We start from the raw sequence: 20,723 nt of genomic DNA, 5'->3' as shown, positions 1-20,723 counted from the left end.
CATGACCCATGAAGAGATCCTGTCCATGCTGGGCGACTACGTGGACTATCTGATCGCCAATTCCAGCGCCGAAGCACCCATGTGGAACATCGAAAAGGTGCGCAGCGGCAAGCCCAACAAGTGGAACTACATCGACGGCTGCATGATCACCGCCTGCCTGAGCCTGTACAAGACCACCGGCGACGAGAAGTACCTGAGCTTTTCCAAGAACTTCATCGACTGGTTCGTGCAGGAGGATGGCTCCATCAAGACCTACGACCCCAAGGAGTACAATCTGGACAACGTGAATCAGGGCAAGAACCTGTTCACCCTGTACGATATCTTTGGTGACGAGAAGTACCGCAGAGCCATTGACACCATCCGCAGCCAGCTGGCCACCCAGCCCCGCACCAAAGAGGGCAACTTCTGGCACAAGGACATCTATCCGTGGCAGGTGTGGCTGGACGGCACCTACATGGCCCAGCCTTTCTACATGGAATACGAGACCCGCTTCAACAAGATGCAGGGCTGCATCGACAGCTACAAGCAGTTCATGAACATCAAAAAGCACATGCGGGACGAAAAGACCGGCCTGTACTACCACGGCTACGATGAGAGCCGCCAGATGTACTGGGCCGACCCCGTCACCGGCTGCAGCCCCAACTTCTGGCTGCGTGCCATGGGCTGGTTCATGGTGGCGATGGTAGACGTGCTGGAGCGGATGGACGAGCAGCTGTACAATGAGTACCGCGGCATCATGGCAATGCTCAAGCAGACCATCGAGGATGTGCACAAGTTCCAGGACGAGGAGACCGGCATGTTCTGGCAGGTGATGGACCACCCCGGTGTGGAGGGCAACTACCTCGAGACCAGCGGCACCGCCCTGTTCGCTTACGCCGTGCTCAAGGGCGTGCGTCTGGGCTATCTGCCCAAACGCATGGCGGCATGGGCCGAAAAGGCCTTCTACGGCACCTGCGACAAGTACCTTTCCAAGAACCCGGACGGCAGCCTGCAGCTGGACGGCATCTGTCTGGTGGCGGGTCTCGGCGGCAAGGATCACCGCGACGGCTCTCTGGCATACTATTTCAGCGAGCCGGTGGTCTGCAACGACGCCAAGGGTGTGGGCCCGCTGGTGCTGGCCTACACCGAAATGATCGCCAGAAAGTAAAACTTTCAACAGCAAGGCCCCGCTCCTGTGGAGAACAGGGGCGGGGCCTTGTTTGCTGCCGAAAAGTATGTTAAACTGAGAGTGCCGCTGAAAAGCGGCGGATAGGTGCTGTGTTCTGAATGCAGGCGGCTCCCTTGCCGGTATCAGCTCGTTTCATGTTCCCATGGAATGAACGGATTGCCGGGAGGCTGGCTTTTTGAAGTTGAACCTCCCACTCGTGCAATGCGAGAGAGGAGGAGTGTCCCATGACATTGTCGGAATTGCTCTTACTGCTGACCCTTCTGGCCGCAGTTGGTTCCCTGATCATCAGTGTGGTCAACACTACATTTGACATCGCGTGGAAAGTGTCTCACGACAGGCAGAACGATGACAACAAAAAAAGCGAATGACCGCCTTCTAGTTCCCCAACCGGATACGGTTACTCGCTTTTTGTGAGTGATACGCGGTAAGGAGCTGGCTGTCAGGCACAGCACCTTTTCCGTTTTCTATTTTCAGTATAGTGATTTTCTGCCCGCCTGTCAAGCGGGCTTTTTGTATCGCAGAGCAAAACAGGTTCAGCTGTTTTGCTCCCGCTCCTCCTGCAATACAGCCGTCACCTTCTGCATGATGTCCACAGCACGGCGCAGCTCGTCGTCGCCCAGTTCCGTGCGCAGGCGAGCATAGCAGCGTTTCATAAAATCGCGTTCTTCGGCCATCAGCTCCACCGCCTTGCTGGACAGCTCCACGTAGGTGCGGCCCGCCTCGCGGTCGGTCTTCCACGCCACAAGGCCTTTGTCCTGCAGTTTTTCCATTGCCTTGGACAGCTCGGTGATCTTCAGCCCCATCACTGCAGCCAGATCTGCCAGATAGACCTTTTGCTCCGGGTGCTGGTCGGCCTCCATCTTGATATAGTACAAAATCAGATAGTCGGCCCGCTGGATGGTATTGAACACCCTGTCTGCATCAAAATTGTGCAGAAAGAACCATTCTTCCGGGTGATGTTTCAGTTCCATATCGTTTCCTCCTTCAGAAGCGGTTTTTTGTCCTCGATCATGCTTGCAAAAGCAGCATCTTACCGTTCATTGCGGCGGATATATTCGTGGTCGCCACCAAGGCTCTTGTAGGCCGGACGGATGATCTTGTTGGCACTGAGCAGTTCTTCAATGCGGTGAGCGCTCCAGCCCGTCACGCGTGCCACGGCAAACAGCGGGGTGTACAGCTCCATGGGGATGCCCAGCATATCGTAGACAAAGCCGCTGTAGAAGTCCACGTTGGGGCTGACGCCCTTGAAGATTTTGCGCTCTTCTGCGATCAGCTGCGGGGCCATCGTTTCGATCTTGTTGTAGAGGGCAAGGTCTTTGTCCCGGCCTTTTTCGTGGGCCAGCTGCTCCACATAGCCCTTGAACACCACCTCGCGGGGGTCGCTGAGGGAGTAGACTGCGTGGCCCATGCCGTAGATCAGACCCTTGCGGTCAAAGGCCTCGCCGTGCAGCAGTTTTTTCAGGTAGGCTTCCAGCTCCTCGTCGTCCTCGGTGTCGTGCAGATTTTCGCGGATGTTCTGCATCATCTGCATCACCATCAGGTTGGCGCCGCCGTGGCGCGGGCCCTTGAGGGAGCACAGCGCTGCCGCCATGGCAGAGTAGGTATCGGTGCCGGAGGATGTGACCACACGGGTGGTAAAGGTGGAGTTGTTGCCGCCGCCATGCTCTGCATGCAGCAGCAGAGCCACATCCAGCACCCGCGCTTCCAGCTCGGTGTACTTCATATCCGGGCGCAGCATCCGCAGGAAGTTCTCTGCGGTGGAAAGGGTCGGGTCCGGACGGTGGATGTACATGCTTCCGTCCTTTTCGTAGTGGTTGTAGGCGTGGTAGCCGTACACGGCCAGCATGGGGAAAATGCCCGTCAGCTGGATGCTCTGGCGCAGCACATTGGAGATATCCAGATCGTTGGCCATGGGGTCGTAGGAGGCCAGCGTGAGCACGCTGCGGGCCATGGAGTTCATGATATCATGGCTGGGGGCCTTCATGATGACATCCCGGGTAAAGTTTGTGGGCATGGTGCGGCACTCGCCCAGCACCCGGCAGAACTCATCCAGCTTTTCCTGCGTGGGCAGTTCGCCGAACAGCAGCAGATAGGCCGCCTCTTCAAAGGCGAAACGGCTGCCGGACGATCCCCGGATCAGGTCCTTGACATCATAGCCGCGGTAAAGCAGCTGGCCGTCCGCCGGCTTTTTCACGCCGTTCACATACTGAAAGGCGCGGATATCGGAAATATTCGTCAGCCCCGCCAGCACGCCCTTGCCGTTTTCGTCGCGCAGGCCCGCCTTGACGCCAAATTCCCGGTAGAGATCTTTGGCGATGCGGTCATGCTCGGCACACAGCGGCTGCTGCTGGTCGAAATATCCCATCACGTTCTGCAGATGATCCATAGGTGTGTTGCTCCTTTCCTACTGCCGTCCTGCCCGAAAAACCGTATTGATTCGGGACGGCATTCACTTACATTCAGAATACTCTTCCAGATTACAAAAAGGATATTTCGGTGTCAAGGTACTGTTTGTAAATAAAAAAAGAACAAAACCGGAAAGCAAAAAAGCTGCCGGATGCGTGTTTGCCCTTTTGAAGAGAGTCAGAACGCAGCGGAGGCCGGTTTAAATCGCTTTCTTTCTCTGTGCGGGATTGCGAAAATCCCACAGGTGCGGTATACTTAAAACCACTTTATTTAAAAAAAGCAGGGAGGTGCGGTGGATGATCGGTGCTCCAAGGCCGCTGCCGCTGGCAAAACCGGCAGCCATTGATACGGCACAGGCCGCACGGTATTTTGGTGCCCGTGGTGAGCCGGACGAAAAAACCATGGCGCTGCTGGAAACATGCGCCCTGCCGCTGCTGGCGGCGGCAACGCCCCGGGCGGTCTGGCTGGAAGCGGACACGGCTGCCCTTGCCGAAGCAGGCATCCTGCGGGGCGGGGACGTGATGCGCCATCTGGAAGGGTGCCCGAAGGCGGTGCTGCTGGCTGTGACGCTGGGCCCCGGCGTGGATGCACAGATCCGCCGCGCCGGTGTGGGCGATATTGCGGCGGGCGTAGCCTCCGACGCGCTGGGCAGCGCGCTGGCTGAGCAGGCCGCAGACGCAGCAGAAGCGGAGCTGCGCCAGTGGGCCGCAAAAGAGGGAAAGTATCTCACCGGGCGGTTTTCGCCCGGCTACGGTGACTGGGATATCGCGGTGCAGCCGCTGGTGGCAAACGCGCTGGACACGGTGCGCCGTGCAGGCCTGTGCGTCACCGACACCAATCTGATGACCCCGCGCAAGAGCGTGACGGCCATTCTGGGGGTCAGCGGCCACCCGGTAAAGGGAAAACTGGCCGGGTGCGGCCACTGTGTGCTGCGCACCCGTTGCGAATACAGAAAGAGGGGAAAGACCTGTGCAAGCGAGTGAACTTTTCAAACAGAGCAATACCGTCCTGCTGGACGGCGGCATGGGCACCATGCTGCAGGCTTCGGGCCTGAAGCTGGGCGCAAAGCCGGAGGAACTGAACATCACCAACCCGGAGCTGATCGAGAGCATCCATGCAAAATATGCCGCTGCGGGCAGCCGCATTGTCAACGCCAACACCTTTGGCGCATCGGCCCACAAGCTGGCGGGCAGCGCCTACAGTCTGGAAGAGATCATTGCGGCGGGCATCGCCAACTGCAAGCGCGCCTGTGCGCCCTACGGTGCCCTGACCGCGCTGGACGTGGGCCCGCTGGGCGAGCTGCTGGAACCCAGCGGAACGCTGGCCTTTGAGGATGCGGTGAGCGAGTATGCCCGCATCGTCCGGGCAGGCGCTGCCGCCGGGGCCGACCTTATTTTCTTTGAGACCTTTACCGACCTTTACGAGCTGAAAGCCGCTCTGCTGGCCGCAAAGGAAAACAGCACCCTGCCCATTCTGGCCAGCATGAGCTTTGAAGCCGGCGGGCGCACCTTTACGGGCTGCACGGTGGAAAGCTTCGGCGTGACCGCCCGCGGTCTGGGGGCCAACGCGGTGGGTATCAACTGCTCACTGGGTCCCAAGGAAATCTTCCCCATGGCAAAGCGTCTGGCGGAGACTGTGCCCGGCGATTTCCCGGTGTTCGTCAAGCCCAATGCGGGCCTGCCCCGGGCCGACGGCAGCGGCTACGATATCACCCCGCAGCTCTTCGCCATGGAAATGAAGCCCTACCGGGAGCTGCATCTGTTTGCGGCGGGCGGCTGCTGCGGCACCACGCCGGAGTTCATCAAGCTGCTGAACAGCGTTTTTGCAGGCTGCGTACCCGGCCGTCCGGCCCACAAAATGCCCTCGGTGCTCTGCACGCCGGTGGACTTTGTCAATGTGGACGGCATCACGGTGGTGGGTGAGCGCATCAACCCCACGGGCAAAAAGCGCTTCCAGCAGGCACTGCGGGAAGAGGATATGAACTATGTTCTGGAGCAGGCGGTCAGTCAGGTGGAAGCCGGTGCTCAGGTGCTGGACGTGAACGTGGGCGCGCCCGGGGTGGACGAGCCTGCCCTGATGCCCAAGGTGGTCAAGGCCTTGCAGAGCGTCACCAGCCTGCCGCTGCAGCTGGACTCCTCCAATGTGGAGGCGCTGGAAAACGGTCTGCGCGTGTACAACGGCAAGCCCATCGTCAACTCCACCAACGGCGAGCAGGAAAAGCTGGACGCGATTCTGCCCCTGTGCAAAAAGTACGGTGCGGCCATCGTGGGCCTTGCCATCGATGAGCGGGGCATCCTGCCTGCCGCCGAGGACCGTGTGGCCATTGCCCGCCGCATCACGGAGGTGGCCCTTGCCGCCGGCATCCCACGGGAGGACATCTACATCGACTGCCTGACCCTGACCGCCAGCGCCCAGCAGAAGGACGTTCTGGCCACCGTGCAGGCACTGGAAGCCTGCAAGAAGGAGCTGGGTGTGCGCACCATTCTGGGTGTGTCCAACATCAGCTTCGGCCTGCCCTGCCGCCCCTATCTGAACACCACCTTCCTCACCATGGCCATGTACGCCGGGCTGGACCTTGCCATCATGAACCCCTCCAGCGAGGAGATGATGGCGGCGGTGTATGCTTACAACGTGCTGACCAACCGCGACCCGCAGAGCGCCAAGTACATTGAACGGTATGCCGACCATGTGCCTGCATCCGCAGCCATCCGGCAGGCCGCGCAGGCGGTGCCTGCGGCTTCGGCATCCGGTGAGAGCGCAGAGCTTACCGGCCCTTATGCGGGCCTGATGAAGGCGGTGGAAAAGGGCCTGAAGGGTGATGCTGCCGCCCAGACCAAGGCACTGCTGGCCGAAAAGCAGCCGCTGGAAGTGGTGGACGAAGCACTGATCCCGGCGCTGGACATCGTGGGCGCAAAGTACGAGAAGGGCACGCTGTTCCTGCCGCAGCTGCTGCAGGCCGCAAGTGCGGCCCAGAGCGCCTTTGAGGAGATCAAGAATGTCATTGCCCAGAAGGGCGAGGGCAGCGCCAGCAAGGGCCGCATCGTGCTGGCCACCGTCAAGGGTGACGTGCACGACATCGGCAAGAACATCGTCAAGGTCATTCTGGAAAACTACGGCTTTGAGGTGATCGACCTGGGCCGTGATGTTCCGGTGGAGATGGTGGTGAACACCGTGCGGGAAAAGAATGTGCATCTGGTGGGTCTTTCTGCCCTGATGACCACCACCCTCAAGAGCATGGAGGAGACCATCGCCGCCCTGCACGAAGCGGGCTTGGACTGCAAGATCATGGTGGGCGGTGCCGTGCTGACCCCGGAATATGCCGAGAAGATCGGCGCGGACTGGTACGCCAAAGATGCAAAGCGCAGCGCCGACATCGCCAAGGAATTTTTCGGGGCACAGTAAAAGAACGCAAGGGCGGTGTCCCGGAAGCTTTCTCCTCAGACACGAATCGGGCCATTCCATCGCCCGCCCTATTGCCCTTCGGGCAACAGGGTCCCACCCCAGCGGACGGTCTTCGGAGAAACTTCCGGCCCGCTGCCCCGGTAAGCTGGGGCCCCACCCCCAGGACATTCGCGGAGAAACTCCCTGCCGTCCTGTCAGGGAAAACTTCCGGCCCGCCGCCCCGATAAGCTGGCCCCTTTGAAAACACCTGAAAATCTATTTGCAAATTGTTCAAAAACTCCACAAAGAAATGCCACGATTGTCTGGTAGTATAAGGGTGCAGTCAGGGAGATGCAAAGACACCTCCCAAAAGCCGACAAGGGCTTTCCTCTGCGGGGGCCGGTGCTTTGGGCACGACCCAGCAGATCCTTATTAAAACACTGTTCCCCGTCCCATGCCAGGCAATAGCCCGGGCGGTGGACAGACTACCAAATCCCTCCTGATCCACCGCAAAGTTCGGGAGTTCTCATACTGCAGCCAGCACCGCTTTATCCTCCTTTCCACGGTGCTGGCTGCTTTTGTTTTTACCTGAATGCAAGAGAACGATTGGGAATAGCCGCCGCGTGCGCTTTGGCTGTTTTAGCGGAAATTCTATTATCATTCGTTGAGCCTCGGAAAAATCTGCGGATTTTTCCGAGGCTCTTTTTCACGGATGGGGTCGAAGCGAGATACTTCATCTGAATGCAAAAAGCAAAGCGAGAACGAGTGCGAGACGAAATTGGTTTATACAGTTCGTTTTACTTCGCTGCGTTTCGCCCATTTGTTACTGATTTTATCTGCCAGCAGAGAGCCGCAGGCCCCCACTGCAAGGCCCAGTGCCACGCCGCCCAGAATGTCGGTGGGAAAATGTACATACAGGTACATCCGCGTGAAGCCGATGAACCCGGCCAGCACAAGAGCCGGGACGCCGAGCCTGCGGTTCTGCAGCCAGAGCGCAAAGGCAGCGGCAAAGGCGGAGGCAGTGTGTCCGGAAGGGAAGGACCAGCCATGCGGCCGGGCCACCAGCGTGAGCATCTCCGGCCGGAGGTCGCAGGGGCGCGGGCGTGCGAACAGCGGCTTTAAGGCGCAGTGGCCTGCCAGCATGTAAAGGCCCAGCGCCAGCGCCATGGCCAGCCCGGCCCGGCGGGTGCGCCGGAACGCCAGCAGCACCGCCGTGAAGGCGATCCAGATCTCGCCGTGGGCACCGGCCTGATCGAAAAACACCGCCAGTGCATCCAGCACCGGACAGCGCAGAGCCTGCAAGGCATCCAGAAGGGTAAATTCAAAGGACATGGATAAAGCCTCCCTGCTTGTTGTTCTTGCCCTTATGGTAACATGGAACCGGGCAGAGAATAAGAACAAGGCTTGTACAAAGGATAAACAAATCTTAAACCGGCAGAAAAGATGTCAGAAACAGCACAAAACTGGAATATAGAATCACAATACTACAAATTGTAAATAGAAAAAAGCCCTTCGGTGTTGGACGCAGGGCTTTTTGCATCCTTTACTGCATCTGGTCAAGGGTGGGGTAGCTGTCGATGGCACCGTGCTGCTGCACGCTGATGCCGCAGAACTGGTTGGAAAAGGCAAGATATTCGCAAAGACGGGCCCGGCTCAGCTTTTCCAGCTTGTTCCGCGTTACGCCGTCACGTTCCAGCTGCCACAAAAAGGAGCCGATGAAGCCATCGCCCGCACCGGTGGTGTCCACAGCCCGGACTTTCCGGCAGGGGGCAAAGCCATGGGCGGTGCGGGTGTAGGCGTGGGCACCGCTGCTGCCGCAGGTGTAGACCACCAGCTGCACATCACCCACGAACAGCTGCGGCAGGGCGGCTTCGATGTCCGCAGTGCCGGTGAGAAATTCCAGCTCTTCATCCGAAATTTTGAGGATGTTGGAAAGCGGCAGAAACTGCAGCACCGTCCCGCGCAACATGTCGCGGTCCGGCCAGAGCGGAAAGCGCAGGTTCGGGTCAAAGCTGACGATACTGCCGGCCTCCCGGGCGGCGGAGATGGCCGCAAGGTGGGCGTAGCGCATGGGGCTGTCCACCAGCGAGACACTGCAAAAGTGCAGGGCAAAGGCATCGGCGAACCATGCCGGGTCGATCTGCTCCGGAGAATAGAGCAGGTCGGCGGAGGGCTTGCGGTAGAAGCTGAAGGTGCGGCTGCCGTCCTCTTCCAGACTGACGAAGGCAAGGGCTGTGCTGGCCTTGTCGGTAAAGGCCAGATGGGAGAGGTCGATGCCGCAGTCGGTCAGCTCCCGGGCGATCTTATGGCCGAAGGGGTCATTGCCCAGCTGGCTCAGAAAGGCGCTTTTGCCGCCCAGCCGGGCGAAGGCTGCGCACACATTGGCCGGTGCGCCGCCAGTGCGCGGGCTGAACGAGGGCACCTCGTCAAAAGAGCAGCCTGCTCTGGACGGGATCATATCAATGAGTGCTTCGCCAATGGAAAACAGTGTGCTGCCGGACATAGAGAACCTCCCAAATTAAGATGCTGGTAATAAAAGGCTTCCCCCGGCGCGGGGGATGGCTTTGTGACCGCTCCCAGTGTAAGGGCCAGAGCCCGGGCTGTCAATGCTTTTTTGCACGGTGCAGGGCGTTTTTGTGTTGACTTGCATTTTGGGGTGTGCTAAAATATGCCGGTATGCGTAAAAAATGCCATGAAAGGGAACTTGGATGAACCTGACAAAGCAATTCTTCAAATATGTATCGCAGAACATTTTCGGGCTGCTGGGCACCTCGTGCTACATTCTGGCCGATACCTATTTTATCTCGCAGGCGGCGGGTACCGACGGCGTCACCCTGCTCAATCTCTGCCTGCCCATCTACAACTTCATCTTTGCCATTGGTGCCATGGTCGGGATTGGCGCAGCTACCCGCTACGCCATCCTCAGGGCACAGGGCGATGAACGCTGTCAGCGGTATTTTTCCAACGCCATCTTCTGCGCCTGCGCGCTCAGCGTGCCGTTTTTGCTGGCGGGCATTTTTGCGCCGGGCAGCCTGCTGCGGCTGATGGGCGGCGACGCGGAGATCGTGGCGCTGGGCATTCCGTATGCCCGCATTTTCCTTATGTTCACGCCGTTTTTCATGTGCAACTACATCGTGTCGGCCTTTGTGCGCAACGACGGCGACCCCTCCCTTGCCATGGTGGCTACCCTGAGCAGCAGCCTGTTCAACGTGATGTTCGACTACATCTTTATGTTCCCCATGGGTCTGGGGCTGGCCGGTGCGGCGCTGGCCACCGCCGTGTCTCCCATCATCAGCATTTCTATCTGCAGCCGGCACTTCTTTAAAAAGGAGAACGGCGTGGAGTTCGTGCGCCGGATGCCCTCGGTGAAGCTGCTGGGGCAGAGCTGCCAGCTGGGCATTTCCGGCTTTGTGGGCGAGATGAGCTCCGGCGTTACCACCACCGTGTTCAACCTTCTGCTGCTGGGGCTGGCGGGCAATGTGGCCGTGGCGGCCTATGGCGTGGTGGCGAACTTTGCGCTGGTGGCAACGGCCATCTTCAATGGCGTAGCACAGGGTGCACAGCCGCTGGTGAGCGAGTGCTACGGCAAAGGCGACCGGTCCGGGACCAGAAAGCTGCTGATCCTCGGCAGCGGCACAGCGCTGGTGCTGGCCGCTGTGCTGTACAGCGTGGTCTTTGGTGCCACCGATGCGCTGGTGGGCATATTCAACAGCGAGAACTCCGTCCGGATGGCCCAGTTTGCCCACATGGGGATGCGGCTGTACTTCATCGGCTACTTCTTTGCCGGGTTCAACATCGTGGCGGCGGGCTATCTGAGTGCGACCAACCGCCCGGTGGAAGCCTCCGTCACCTCCATCTGCCGCGGCATGGTGGCCATCGTGGTCTGCTCGCTGGTGCTGAGCCGCCTGTTTGGCATGAATGGTGTGTGGGCAGCGTTCCCGGTGTCGGAGCTGCTGACGGCCCTGCTGACCCTGTTCCTGCTGCTGCGGCGAACAAAGACGGAATAAGGCACGAATGCCCCAATAAGCCGGTCTTTTCTTGAAATGGAAATAAAAAACGGGTATAATACACAGAAAGGCGGATGATCGAGGAGCTTAATCATGAAATGAAGGAACTGCTATGAATCCTTATTATACAGCCAATACCATTTTTGTGGTGTTGTCCATGATGATCATGCTGACGGCGGTCAGCTTCAATACAACGCTGGATCAGCAGCGCAAGAATATCACCCGGGTCCTGTTTCTGGTCATCAGCACGGCGGCACTGTGCGAGTGGCTGGGCAATGCGCTGGACGGCGCCCCGGCAGAATCTATCGGGCTGCATAAGCTGGTAAAATACGTTGAGCTGTGCAGTGCGCCGTATCTGGGCCTTTTGTGCGGCAAAAGCCTCAGCAGCCGCGTTTTGTGGGAAAAGAGCATCAGCTGCCTGCTGGCGTTCCATGTGGTGCTGGAGACCGTGACCCTGTTCACGGGGCAGATCTGGTATGTGGACGCGCAGAACATCTACCACCACGGCCCGCTGTACGCGGTGTACATTGCATTCTATTGCTTCAGCGCCGTATATTATCTGGTGCAGGAGCTGCAGACCTTCCGGCGCTACCAGCAGAGCGGCAGCGTGATGGTGCTGCTGGTCACGGTCTTTCTGGCCAACGGCATCGCGGTGACCCTGCACGATAACAATGTGGAAATCATCTGGCTGGTGGTGGCCATCTCGGCCATTATGCTGTACAAATTCTACGGCGACATTTTGCAGCAGGTGGATGGCCTGACCGAGCTGGGCAACCGGTGGAGCTTTGAGGATCACCTCAAGCGGTACCGCGGTGCCGGTGTGATCCTGTTTTTTGATGTGGATCACTTCAAGATGATCAACGACACCTACGGCCACGCGGTCGGCGACAAATGCCTGTGCACGGTGGCGCAGGGCCTGCGCGAGGTGTACGGCGCCAGCGGCCGCTGCTTCCGGATGGGCGGCGACGAGTTCTGTGTGGTGCTGCGCCGGGATCTGGACAGGGTGGAACAGCTGAACGCCGAATTTGACGCATGGCACAAGGGACATATCGGGAGCGACCAGCCCGTGATGAGCATTTCCGTCGGGTGGAAAGCCTTTGACACCGGCACGGAAAGCGTGAAGGAAGCCTTCCGCCGCGCCGATGAGGCCATGTATCACGCCAAAAATGCGTGCAAAGAAGCCCATTTGAAGGAAACAGATGCAGCTTCTCAGATATAAAGCTCCTGTTCGCGCAGGGATTCTTCCGGGGAAAGCCCGGACTGCGCGGCATGACCGGCCATTGCCCGCCACTGTGCGGGGGATTGGCCGGTTTCTTTTTTGAACACGCGGCACAGGTAGTTGGCCCCGGAAAAGCCGCACAGGCTGGCGACCACGTCCAGCGTGTATTCCCGGTGGAGCAGCAGCCGCTGAGCGGCCTCGATGCGCACGGTGGTCAAATACCGGCCCGGCGGCACCCCGATGGCAGCGGTAAAGGTGCGCACCAGATGGCTCTTGGACACGCCCAGTCGCTCGCTCAGCTCTTCCACGCCGTACAGGCCCGCGTAGTTGGCGCGGATGTCCTCAATGGCGGCCTGTACCAGCGGCGGCAGGGCAGGGGAGGCGCTGTCGGCGTCAGAAAGCTCACACAGCAGCGCGTAGGCCAGCTGGCTGCGCGCCCGGCTGTGGGAGGATTTTTCCTCGGCCAGACGGCCCATCAGCTCGGCGGCAGCAGGGCAGGAGCCGCCCTTGGCAAGGAAGGGCAGTTCCCGCAGTCCGGTGAGAAACTGAGAAGCGGCCTGCCCGGTGAGCTGGACGCAGAGCAGGTGACAGGCGCTTTCCGGCACGAGAGACAGCGGCGCACGGCTCAGGATCAGGTGCCCGGCGGGCACCGACTGCGGCGGAAGGATCAGCGCGGCTCCCGCCGGCGAGGGCCCGGCCCCGGGGACGGAGGCGGTGCATTTGCCGCTGGACACAAGGCAGACCCACAGCCCTTCGCCCGACAGGGTGAGGGGCGCGGAAAGCTGGAGATCCTGCACCGAAGAGGGCGCGGCGACAACGTTCCAGTCAAACAGCAATATCTGACACCTCTAATCAATAAAATGCTATTTTATATCACAAAATTATCTGCTATTATAGTACCAACGAAACAACACGCCGTCAAGTGCGTGAAACACAAAATATCAAACGGAGGATAACGCTTATGGCTTCCATCAGCTGCCAGCACATCTATAAGATCTACCCGGGCGCAACTGCCCCGTCCGTTACCGACTTCAACCTGGAGATCCAGGATAAGGAGTTCATCATCTTCGTCGGCCCCTCTGGCTGCGGCAAGTCCACCACCCTGCGTATGATCGCCGGTCTGGAGGAAATCTCCAAGGGCGAAATGTACATCGGCGGCCGTCTGATCAACGACGTTCCCCCGAAGGATCGTGATATCGCCATGGTGTTCCAGAGCTACGCTCTGTATCCCCACATGACCGTTTACAAGAACATCGCTTTCGGTCTGGAGCTGCGCAAGACCCCGAAGGACGAGATCGACAAGCGCGTGCACGAGGCTGCCAAGATCCTGGAGATCGAGCATCTGCTGGACCGCAAGCCCAAGGCTCTGTCCGGTGGTCAGCGTCAGCGTGTTGCTCTGGGCCGTGCAATGGTTCGTAACCCGGCAGTCTTCCTGCTGGACGAGCCCCTGTCCAACCTGGATGCTAAGCTGCGTACCTCCATGCGTACCGAGATCATCAAGCTGCACAAGAAGCTGGCTACCACCTTCATCTACGTTACCCACGACCAGACCGAGGCTATGACCATGGGCGACCGTATCGTTGTTATGAAGGACGGCATCATCCAGCAGGTCGATACCCCGCAGAACCTGTACGATATGCCCTGCAACATGTTCGTTGCTGGCTTCATCGGCAGCCCCCAGATGAACTTCCTGGACGGCACCCTGATCAAGAAGGGCGACCTGTACGGTGTTGACCTGGGCGGCGACGTGATCCCCCTGCCCAAGGAGAAGACCGCAGACGGCAAGCTGGATGCTTACGTCGGCAAGAAGATCAAGATGGGCATCCGTCCCGAGGATATCGACGACGAGCCCGAGTTTATGGCAAAGCACACTGACTGCCAGCTGGATGCTCAGGTGGACGTCTCCGAAATGATGGGCGCTGAGATCTACCTGTATCTGGAGTACAAGGGCAACAAGATGACCGCTCGTGTGGCTCCCACCTCCAAGGCTCGCAACGGAGACACCGTCCGCGTTGCATTCGATCCCCACAAGGTCCACCTGTTCGACGTCGAGACCGAGCTGACCATCCTGAACTAAACATTTTAGCGACGATCATTTTTGATCCTCCTATCATAAGAGAAACCGCCGAAGGAAAGAAACCTTCGGCGGTTTTTCGTTTAGGTGGGTTTGTTCAATCGAGACAGAATGCGCTGCCAATCATGGTTCTGTAGATCATCATCCCGGTTGCGAGTGGTGCTGGGGTGGTAGACCGGATAAACAGGATAAGTTTTTTCTACCTGCTCGGATCGATCCAAAAGCCGCAGTTCGACGAGAGCGGTATTGTCTACAAGGCTGCGGAACGAAGTGTCAGGCATGGGATCCTGCGGCAAGGCCAGCAGACTGTTCCGGCAGCAGGCCAGTGAACGAAAAGCAGCTTCCCCTAAAACAATGATGATTTTGGGATCAAGAATTTCAAGCTCATCCCGGAAGAACTGGCTGACGCAAAGGGTGAGCCAACTTTCGTTGACAGGGCCGGAATTATTGCGCTGACGGTAGCAGCAGGCGGCATTCGTGAAAAAACAACGGTTCAGATAAGGCCCCAGAAATTTTTTGATCCGGCGGTCTGTTGGTGAATCGAAGTTCGTGATCGGGCTGTCAAGTCTGCCAAAATCCTGCCCGACGATCAGAATATCGGGATTGTAATTTCTCACCCAAGTGTTCCAGTGATTGATAACGGATGGATCGGCCGATGGCGCATGACACAAATGGTCGCCCTTCCGATAGCCGGGAGAAGAATAAATCGTTTTACACAAATGGCAGGCCGAAACTTTGCCTGCCAGCTGTCGGAGCTGTTCCCGCTTTTCTTCCTCTGTCATAGCACACCTCGCTTGTTCATGCTTCAATCAGCCCATGCTCTACACAATAATGATAGATGCCGTCCTCCGCGCAGGCACCGCAGATGTCTGTGGCTGAGGCTTTCAATGCGTCCGAGCCGTTGGCCATGGCCACGCCGGTACCCACGGCGCCAAACATTTCCAGATCGTTGTTGCCGTCGCCAAAGGCCATGGCGTCGGCTTTGTCGATGCCGTAAGCCGCCAGTACATGGGCGATGCCGGTGCCCTTGCCGCCTGCGGTGGGGATAATGTCCATGGCGCGGTCCCACCATGCGGCGATCTTGGCACCGTGCACATCCTGCATCAGGCGGCCATATTCCTCGGCGCGCCCGCCGATCATGATCTGGTACACCTTGCCTGCGGCCAGTGCGTCAAAATCCTCTGCAATGGGCACGGGGATCTTTGCAATGGCGCAGTAATCGGCAAGGTCTGCATCCGTGCCATTTGCGGCAAGGCGGCTCTCGGTGGCAAGGCACATGGGCCGGCCTAGCGCGGCGGCATTCCGGCGCAGGGTGCGGATGTCCTCTGTGGGGATGGGGCTGGCAAACAGCACCCGGTCTTTATCATAACAGTAGGAGCCGTTGAAGGTAATAAACACATCGAACTGCACACCGGGGAACTCTTCCAGCGGCACCGTCATGGGCGAACGCCCGGTGGCAATGGCCAGCCGGATGCCGTTTGCCTGCAATTTGTGCAGGGTGGAGAGCATAAGCGGTGTGATGCACTTTTTCTGCATGTCGATGAGGGTGCCGTCAATGTCAAAAAAGAGGATCTTTGGCTTGTGCATAAAGCACTCCTTTCAGGTGGGGGCGGCGGGCTGGCGCACCAATTCGATAAAAGCCTTCATCTGAGGTGTGAGCCATTTGTCCCGGTGGTAGAACAGCTGGCGGTGCATCTCCACGGCACAGTCCGGCACGCTCAGCCGGGCAAGGTGCCCTGCGGCCAGCGCCGGACGCACGATGTACTCCGGCAAAAAGGAAAGCCCCATGCCCTGCTCCACCATCTGGCACAGCAGGGCGGCGCTGCCCAGCTCCAGATACGGGTGCACGGCAAGTCCGCGGGCCGCAAGGCACTGGTCCAGCGCGTCCCGGTAGCTCATGCCCCGCTCGGTGAGCAGAAACTCCTGCTGCGTCAGCTCTTCCAGCGAGACCTCTGCCTGCCCGGCCAGCGGATGGCCGGAGGGTGCGATGAAGCACACCGGTTCCGGCACGTCGGCGGCAAGAACGAGGTTCGGCTGCAAAAGGGGCTGATCCAGCGTGTAGGCCAGATCGACCTGATTGGTGCCCAGCATCTGCAGCATCCCGTCTGCCGTGGTGGTGCACAGCACCAGCTCCACCTGCGGGCACAGGGCATGGTAGCGCTTGAGCAGCCCGGGCAGAAAGGTGGAGCAGACTGAATCCGCCAGTGCGATGCGCAGGCTGCCGCTGATCTGCTTTGCGGGCTGCAGCGCGGCCTGTGCCTGCTGGGCCGTGGCAAGCAGGGTGCGGGCGTAGCCCAGAAAGGTCTGGCCTGCATCGGTGAGCCGCACCGTCTTGCCCACCCGGTCGAACAGCGGGGCCCCCAGCTCGGCCTCCAGCTGGGCGATCTGGGAGGACACCGCAGACTGGGAATAGCCCAGATGCCGGGCCGTGCGGGAAAAGCTGTGCAGCTCTGCAATGTGCAAAAAGGTGTTGATGTTCCGCAGTTCCATAGACAGGCCCCCTCAGCGGCGGCAGACGCCGGTCACGGTCAGAAGCTCCCCGTCCACGGTGAAGTGGACTTCCAGCGGGCCGAACTCCATGCCGTACACCCGCTGGGGATCGTGCTGGTAGGAGGGGCGCGGGTCGTTTGCCAGCACACCGGTCAGGGCGGCACGGTCAGCCTGCGGCACCTGTGCCAGCAGCTCCGGCGGGAACGCTACCTGCAGATGGTGGGACTGGGTCTGGCCCGTGAAGCCCTCGGCGGCGTCCGGGTGGCAGTCGGCATAGGGGATATAGGGCTTGATGTCGTAGATGGGGGTGCCGTCCATCAGGTCGGCCCCGCGTACGATGAGCACCGGGCCCACGTCCGGCCGGTGCTCAATGGCTTCCAGCCGTACACTGGAAAGGCCCAGCGGGTTGGGCCGGAAGGGCGACCGGGTGGCGAACACGCCCATGCGGGTGTTGCCGCCCAGACGGGGCGGGCGCACGGTGGGAGACCAGCTGTCCCGCACTGCACCGGAAAACTGCCACACCAGCCAGATGTGGCTGAAATCTTCCAGCCCGCGCACCGCGTCGGCGCTGCGGTATTCCGGTGTGAACACCACCTCGCCGCGCAGCTCCTCTACAAGGCCGCTCTGGCGTGGGATGCCGAACTTGGTGGGAAAGGCCGTGTGGATATGTGCAATGACCTTCAGGGTCATTTCTTTGGGTGCAGTTGGCATGGCGAACTCCTTTTAATAGATCTTTTTCAGGGGGCATTCCGGCGGGATGCCGTACCGTGTCCGGAATGCGTCCAGTTCCTGAGACGTGCGGATGAGCTGAACGTCCTCAAAATGGCCATCCGGGGAGATGAAACCGGCCACCTGCTCCCCGGTGCAGATGCTGCACCGCAGTGCAGGCTGCTGGGTGGCGGGGTCGTAAGAATGGGCAGGCTTTTTGCGGGAGAAAAACATGAGAAGCCTCCTTCTTTTATGAAACGTGCCTGAACGACTGCAGGCGGCTCACAGCCCCCGGCACAGGCCGACGGCCCGGCCCTCGATGTGCAGTTCTTCCAGCTGCGGGCCGGTGTAGACCATCGGCGGGCAGACGGCAGCGTTGTCGGCAATGAGCATCACGGTGCTCCCCTGACGATGGAAGTGCTTGAGGGTGGCCTCGCTGCCGATGCGCACCGCTGCGATCTGGCCCTGCTCCACCTCCGGCTGGCAGCGGATGCATACGATATCCCCATCACAGATGGTGGGAGACATGCTGTTGCCGTGGCAGGTCAGGGCAAAGTCGGCCCGCCACGCGGCGGGTACGCCGATATAGCGTTCAACGTTCTGTTCTGCGGTGATGGGCGTGCCGCAGGCGATGGACCCGATCAGCGGGACCCGCACCATGGCAGGCAGCGGCTCAAAGCCCGGCGGCGGACAGGGCGCATCCAGCCCCAGCAGGTAGGCGGGAGTGGTCTCCAGCGCGGCAGCAAGCTCCTCGAGCTTGGCCTGTGGCAGGTCGTTGACGCCCTTTTCCAGCTTTGTGATGGAGGATTTGGAACGGTAGCCCATGCGCTGGGCAAGCTCCTCCTGCGAAAGGCCCAGCTCTTTGCGGCGCAGGCGCAGGCGGGTGGATAATTCAGACATGGAAAACCTCTCTTATAAACGTATGGTTGTTTGTTGAAGTGAAGGTCTGCTGCCCTCAGTATACCAGATAATTGCATTAAAATCAACTTTTTTCGGTGGATTTGGAAAAATGTGTTGACAATAAATCAATACAGGAATATACTACAACCAAAGATTGTTACACGCCGATGCAAATACAAAAAGGAGAGAGGAACATGGCAAATACAGAGATGATCCGGGAGTACATTCGTGCCAGCGGCTACAAGCTGCAGTATGTGGCACGGGCAATGCAGATCAGCCCCAACGCGCTGGGACAAAAACTGCAGGGCCACACGCAGTTCAAGCTGAACGAAGCGGAACGGCTCAGCGCAGTGCTGGGCCTGAGCATGTACGAGCGGGACCTTTGCTTTTTTGAAGAGCAGAACCGCCGCGAGGCGCTGGCGCGCCGTGCGGATGAAAAAAGGAGGGGAGAGTGTGACAAACGAGCAGAGAAATAAAACCCGGCTGGCGCTGTATCGGTACGGGATGCGGCAGAGGGCGCGCAATCCGGTGGAACACAGCTGGTGCGCTGCGATCGAAGAGAGCCTGACCTATTACCGCCAGCACGACCCGCTGCGCGCCGACCTGTTTGAGCTGCGCTATGTCCAGCACCGCACAGAGGACGATGTCATGGACCGGCTGCACATCGGGCGTACGACCTATAAAAAAGCCCAGCAGGACCTGCTGAGCACCGTGGCGGTGTACGCGGCCGAGCGCGGCGTGTTCTACCGTGAAACAGACAGCTGAAGAATACGAATGCCCCCGGAGCATGCCAGCAGGCAGCATCCGAGGGCATTTTAAGTTGAGATACCGGTTCCATAAGCATGGCACACCGCCGGAACGGCTTTTTGCCTTGACGCGCCCTGCTTGCGAAATGGATTTCAGTGCTTTTTGCTGGGGTCCGGGTTTTCGCAGCGGCTGTGACAGGATGCACAGTTGCCGCCGCAGCCTTCGCCCTTCCAGCCGCCCTGCTTGGAGATCCATACAACGGCCAGTGCAAACAGGATGACCAGAACGATCAGCGTGATGATTCCACGAAGTGTCAACATTTTTCTGTACCTCTTTTCCGGAAGGAAAGGTTTCCGCATTCAGTATACACGATTTTGCCCCGAAGGGCAACGGAAAGTAAAAAGAAAAAGTGTGATTTTTTTAAAATTAGGGCTTGCATTTTGGCAAAGGCCGTGCTATAATAATCACGTTCCAGTTCGGAACGCACGAAACAAAATATGGAGGATTAGCTCAGCTGGTTAGAGCACCTGCATCACACGCAGGGGGTCTGGGGTTCGAGTCCCTAATTCTCCACCAAACAGTTCGTACTCGAACCCAATTCTCTATGAGAAAGGGTTCGGGTACGTTTTTTGTTTATCGGAAATTCTGCGGAAGGACTACACAGAGCGTTAAACGAGCAAAGGCAGGGTATCACTATGACGGTGGTATCCTGCCTTTTGCTTTGAGGAATCAAGTTCGCTTTGTGCGAACTTGATCGCCATCTATATGGCGCATTGATGGCAATTGCTGCGTACGTGCGTACCGGGAGCCTGTACACCTCTGGCAAGGTGTAACACACTAGACTTTGTTCCAAAGTCCGTGTGCTAAGGGGTCAAGCCCCTTAGAATCCCTGCGGATTGTGTACGCACGTACGCAGAAAAATGGCAAAATTTCACTATATCGGGCTGTTCTTTCATGGTGGAGTGTGGTATACTCGGCTTAGCCCAGTAAATCGGAAGTTATGGAGGTACTTTATGAACGAGAGAGAAAAAATTATCCGATTATGGTTTGATATGTGGATTAAGAAAGCAGATTTAGGAATTGACAATATTTTTACAGATGATGTTGTATATACTGAGAGTTGGAGTCCTAAATATGAAAACCGCAAAACGGTAAAGCACTGGTTTGACGAATGGAATACACGCGGAAGTGTTCTTGTCTGGGAGATTAAGCAATTTTTTCATCAAGGCAATCAAACAATCGTGGAGTGGTATTTTAAAAGCAAAATGAATAATGGAAATGTTGAAGAATTTGACGGAATATCTTTAATTGTATGGACACAGGATAACAAAATAAAATCATTAAAAGAGTTTGGTTGCAATCTTCATAATTACAATCCATATCGAGATAGTGATATTCCCGTATTTCGAGAAGAAAAAGCAAATTGGTTTTGAGAGGACTATAAATTCCAGTTTGCCGTACTCGTTCCAGCAGGGTTTGGGGCAGGCACGCCCCAACAAGAGCACTTCGGAAACTCACATGAGTTGAAGAAGTGAAGTCCCGGATGGACAAGAAATTTTCAAGAATTGAAAATTTGTGGCCACGGGACGATTCTTGCTCTCAGCTTTTTCACTGCGTTTCGCA

Annotated in this window: 22 protein-coding genes and 1 tRNA gene; 11 read left to right on the top strand and 12 right to left on the bottom strand. The window is 58.3% G+C overall.

Annotated features, from left to right (window positions below):
* Position 1: 1 nt before the first annotated feature.
* Positions 2–1,147, top strand: a complete 1,146-nt coding sequence (locus ACNSPV_RS04025) for a glycoside hydrolase family 88/105 protein (RefSeq protein WP_348584529.1) — start codon at positions 2–4, stop codon at positions 1,145–1,147.
* 245 nt (positions 1,148–1,392) lie between these two features.
* On the top strand, positions 1,393–1,536 hold the full coding sequence (locus tag ACNSPV_RS04020; RefSeq protein ID WP_348584530.1) for a hypothetical protein: 144 nt from the start codon (positions 1,393–1,395) through the stop codon (positions 1,534–1,536).
* A 165-nt stretch (positions 1,537–1,701) separates the two neighbouring features.
* On the opposite strand, the gene ACNSPV_RS04015 is transcribed toward ACNSPV_RS04020, so the two are convergent.
* Positions 1,702–2,139: a MarR family winged helix-turn-helix transcriptional regulator gene (locus ACNSPV_RS04015; RefSeq protein ID WP_348584532.1), complete on the bottom strand. Its 438-nt coding sequence runs from the start codon at positions 2,137–2,139 to the stop codon at positions 1,702–1,704.
* Positions 2,140–2,198: 59 nt separating this feature from the next.
* Positions 2,199–3,554 carry a citrate/2-methylcitrate synthase gene (locus ACNSPV_RS04010; protein WP_348584533.1) on the bottom strand — a complete coding sequence of 452 codons (1,356 nt, stop codon included), beginning with the start codon at positions 3,552–3,554 and terminating at the stop codon, positions 2,199–2,201.
* 316 nt (positions 3,555–3,870) lie between these two features.
* Between ACNSPV_RS04010 and ACNSPV_RS04005 the strand changes: the two genes are divergently transcribed.
* Both ACNSPV_RS04005 and ACNSPV_RS04000 read left to right on the top strand, forming a co-directional pair.
* Entirely contained in the window at positions 3,871–4,557 is a 687-nt protein-coding gene (locus tag ACNSPV_RS04005; RefSeq protein WP_348584534.1) for a methionine synthase, read from the top strand.
* Positions 4,544–6,976 carry a homocysteine S-methyltransferase family protein gene (locus tag ACNSPV_RS04000; RefSeq protein ID WP_348584535.1) on the top strand — a complete coding sequence of 811 codons (2,433 nt, stop codon included), beginning with the start codon at positions 4,544–4,546 and terminating at the stop codon, positions 6,974–6,976. Before ACNSPV_RS04005 ends, ACNSPV_RS04000 begins: the two co-directional genes overlap by 14 nt.
* Positions 6,977–7,738: 762 nt before the next feature.
* Here the strand turns inward: ACNSPV_RS04000 and ACNSPV_RS03995 are convergent.
* Both ACNSPV_RS03995 and ACNSPV_RS03990 read right to left on the bottom strand, forming a co-directional pair.
* Positions 7,739–8,287 (bottom strand): phosphatase PAP2 family protein, encoded by a 549-nt coding sequence (locus tag ACNSPV_RS03995; RefSeq protein WP_348584536.1) that lies wholly within the window; start codon positions 8,285–8,287, stop codon positions 7,739–7,741.
* 211 nt (positions 8,288–8,498) lie between these two features.
* Complete coding sequence (locus ACNSPV_RS03990) at positions 8,499–9,458, bottom strand: carbohydrate kinase (protein ID WP_348584537.1); 960 nt, start codon at positions 9,456–9,458, stop codon at positions 8,499–8,501.
* Between the two features lie 205 nt (positions 9,459–9,663).
* Here ACNSPV_RS03990 and ACNSPV_RS03985 point away from each other — a divergent pair, with 205 nt between their 5' ends.
* Together ACNSPV_RS03985 and ACNSPV_RS03980 are read left to right on the top strand one after the other, a co-directional pair.
* Positions 9,664–10,962 carry an MATE family efflux transporter gene (locus tag ACNSPV_RS03985; protein WP_348584538.1) on the top strand — a complete coding sequence of 433 codons (1,299 nt, stop codon included), beginning with the start codon at positions 9,664–9,666 and terminating at the stop codon, positions 10,960–10,962.
* A gap of 112 nt (positions 10,963–11,074) precedes the next feature.
* Entirely contained in the window at positions 11,075–12,181 is a 1,107-nt protein-coding gene (locus tag ACNSPV_RS03980) for a GGDEF domain-containing protein (RefSeq protein WP_348584539.1), read from the top strand.
* On the opposite strand, the gene ACNSPV_RS03975 is transcribed toward ACNSPV_RS03980, so the two are convergent.
* Positions 12,172–13,017 carry an AraC family transcriptional regulator gene (locus tag ACNSPV_RS03975; protein ID WP_348584540.1) on the bottom strand — a complete coding sequence of 282 codons (846 nt, stop codon included), beginning with the start codon at positions 13,015–13,017 and terminating at the stop codon, positions 12,172–12,174. The two genes, ACNSPV_RS03980 and ACNSPV_RS03975, sit on opposite strands and share 10 nt — an antisense overlap.
* A 125-nt stretch (positions 13,018–13,142) precedes the next feature.
* On the opposite strand from ACNSPV_RS03975, the gene ACNSPV_RS03970 reads away from it, so the two are divergent.
* Positions 13,143–14,258 carry an ABC transporter ATP-binding protein gene (locus ACNSPV_RS03970; protein ID WP_120020388.1) on the top strand — a complete coding sequence of 372 codons (1,116 nt, stop codon included), beginning with the start codon at positions 13,143–13,145 and terminating at the stop codon, positions 14,256–14,258.
* An 80-nt stretch (positions 14,259–14,338) separates the two neighbouring features.
* On the opposite strand, the gene ACNSPV_RS03965 is transcribed toward ACNSPV_RS03970, so the two are convergent.
* From ACNSPV_RS03965 to ACNSPV_RS03940, 6 genes are read right to left on the bottom strand one after another with little or no spacing between them, the layout of a single operon-like run.
* Entirely contained in the window at positions 14,339–15,037 is a 699-nt protein-coding gene (locus ACNSPV_RS03965; RefSeq protein WP_348584541.1) for a uracil-DNA glycosylase family protein, read from the bottom strand.
* Positions 15,038–15,053: 16 nt separating this feature from the next.
* Complete coding sequence (locus tag ACNSPV_RS03960) at positions 15,054–15,842, bottom strand: Cof-type HAD-IIB family hydrolase (RefSeq protein ID WP_348584542.1); 789 nt, start codon at positions 15,840–15,842, stop codon at positions 15,054–15,056.
* A gap of 12 nt (positions 15,843–15,854) precedes the next feature.
* Entirely contained in the window at positions 15,855–16,745 is an 891-nt protein-coding gene (locus ACNSPV_RS03955) for a LysR family transcriptional regulator (protein WP_339395475.1), read from the bottom strand.
* A 12-nt stretch (positions 16,746–16,757) separates the two neighbouring features.
* Complete coding sequence (gene tsaA, locus ACNSPV_RS03950; RefSeq protein WP_348584544.1) at positions 16,758–17,456, bottom strand: tRNA (N6-threonylcarbamoyladenosine(37)-N6)-methyltransferase TrmO; 699 nt, start codon at positions 17,454–17,456, stop codon at positions 16,758–16,760.
* 12 nt (positions 17,457–17,468) lie between these two features.
* The gene (locus ACNSPV_RS03945) at positions 17,469–17,687 is read right to left on the bottom strand and encodes an aspartate dehydrogenase (RefSeq protein ID WP_348584545.1); all 219 of its coding nucleotides are present in this window, start codon (positions 17,685–17,687) and stop codon (positions 17,469–17,471) included.
* A gap of 48 nt (positions 17,688–17,735) precedes the next feature.
* Positions 17,736–18,353 (bottom strand): LexA family protein, encoded by a 618-nt coding sequence (locus ACNSPV_RS03940; protein WP_249238000.1) that lies wholly within the window; start codon positions 18,351–18,353, stop codon positions 17,736–17,738.
* 194 nt (positions 18,354–18,547) lie between these two features.
* Between ACNSPV_RS03940 and ACNSPV_RS03935 the strand changes: the two genes are divergently transcribed.
* On the top strand, positions 18,548–18,829 hold the full coding sequence (locus tag ACNSPV_RS03935; protein WP_249238001.1) for a helix-turn-helix domain-containing protein: 282 nt from the start codon (positions 18,548–18,550) through the stop codon (positions 18,827–18,829).
* Positions 18,807–19,118: a hypothetical protein gene (locus tag ACNSPV_RS03930; RefSeq protein ID WP_249238002.1), complete on the top strand. Its 312-nt coding sequence runs from the start codon at positions 18,807–18,809 to the stop codon at positions 19,116–19,118. The genes ACNSPV_RS03935 and ACNSPV_RS03930 overlap by 23 nt, the downstream gene beginning before the upstream one ends.
* Positions 19,119–19,252: 134 nt before the next feature.
* Here the strand turns inward: ACNSPV_RS03930 and ACNSPV_RS03925 are convergent, their stop codons facing one another.
* Positions 19,253–19,420 (bottom strand): FeoB-associated Cys-rich membrane protein, encoded by a 168-nt coding sequence (locus tag ACNSPV_RS03925; protein WP_339395479.1) that lies wholly within the window; start codon positions 19,418–19,420, stop codon positions 19,253–19,255.
* A gap of 179 nt (positions 19,421–19,599) precedes the next feature.
* Between ACNSPV_RS03925 and ACNSPV_RS03920 the strand changes: the two genes are divergently transcribed.
* Both ACNSPV_RS03920 and ACNSPV_RS03915 read left to right on the top strand, forming a co-directional pair.
* Positions 19,600–19,676, top strand: a tRNA-Val gene (locus ACNSPV_RS03920).
* A gap of 437 nt (positions 19,677–20,113) precedes the next feature.
* On the top strand, positions 20,114–20,533 hold the full coding sequence (locus ACNSPV_RS03915; RefSeq protein ID WP_003864537.1) for a nuclear transport factor 2 family protein: 420 nt from the start codon (positions 20,114–20,116) through the stop codon (positions 20,531–20,533).
* The last annotated feature ends 190 nt before the right edge of the window (positions 20,534–20,723 follow it).

This window comes from Faecalibacterium sp. 3 (genome assembly GCF_048323735.1).
GTDB lineage: Bacteria > Bacillota > Clostridia > Oscillospirales > Ruminococcaceae > Faecalibacterium > Faecalibacterium wellingii.
This window is presented reverse-complemented; position numbering and strand designations above follow the sequence as displayed.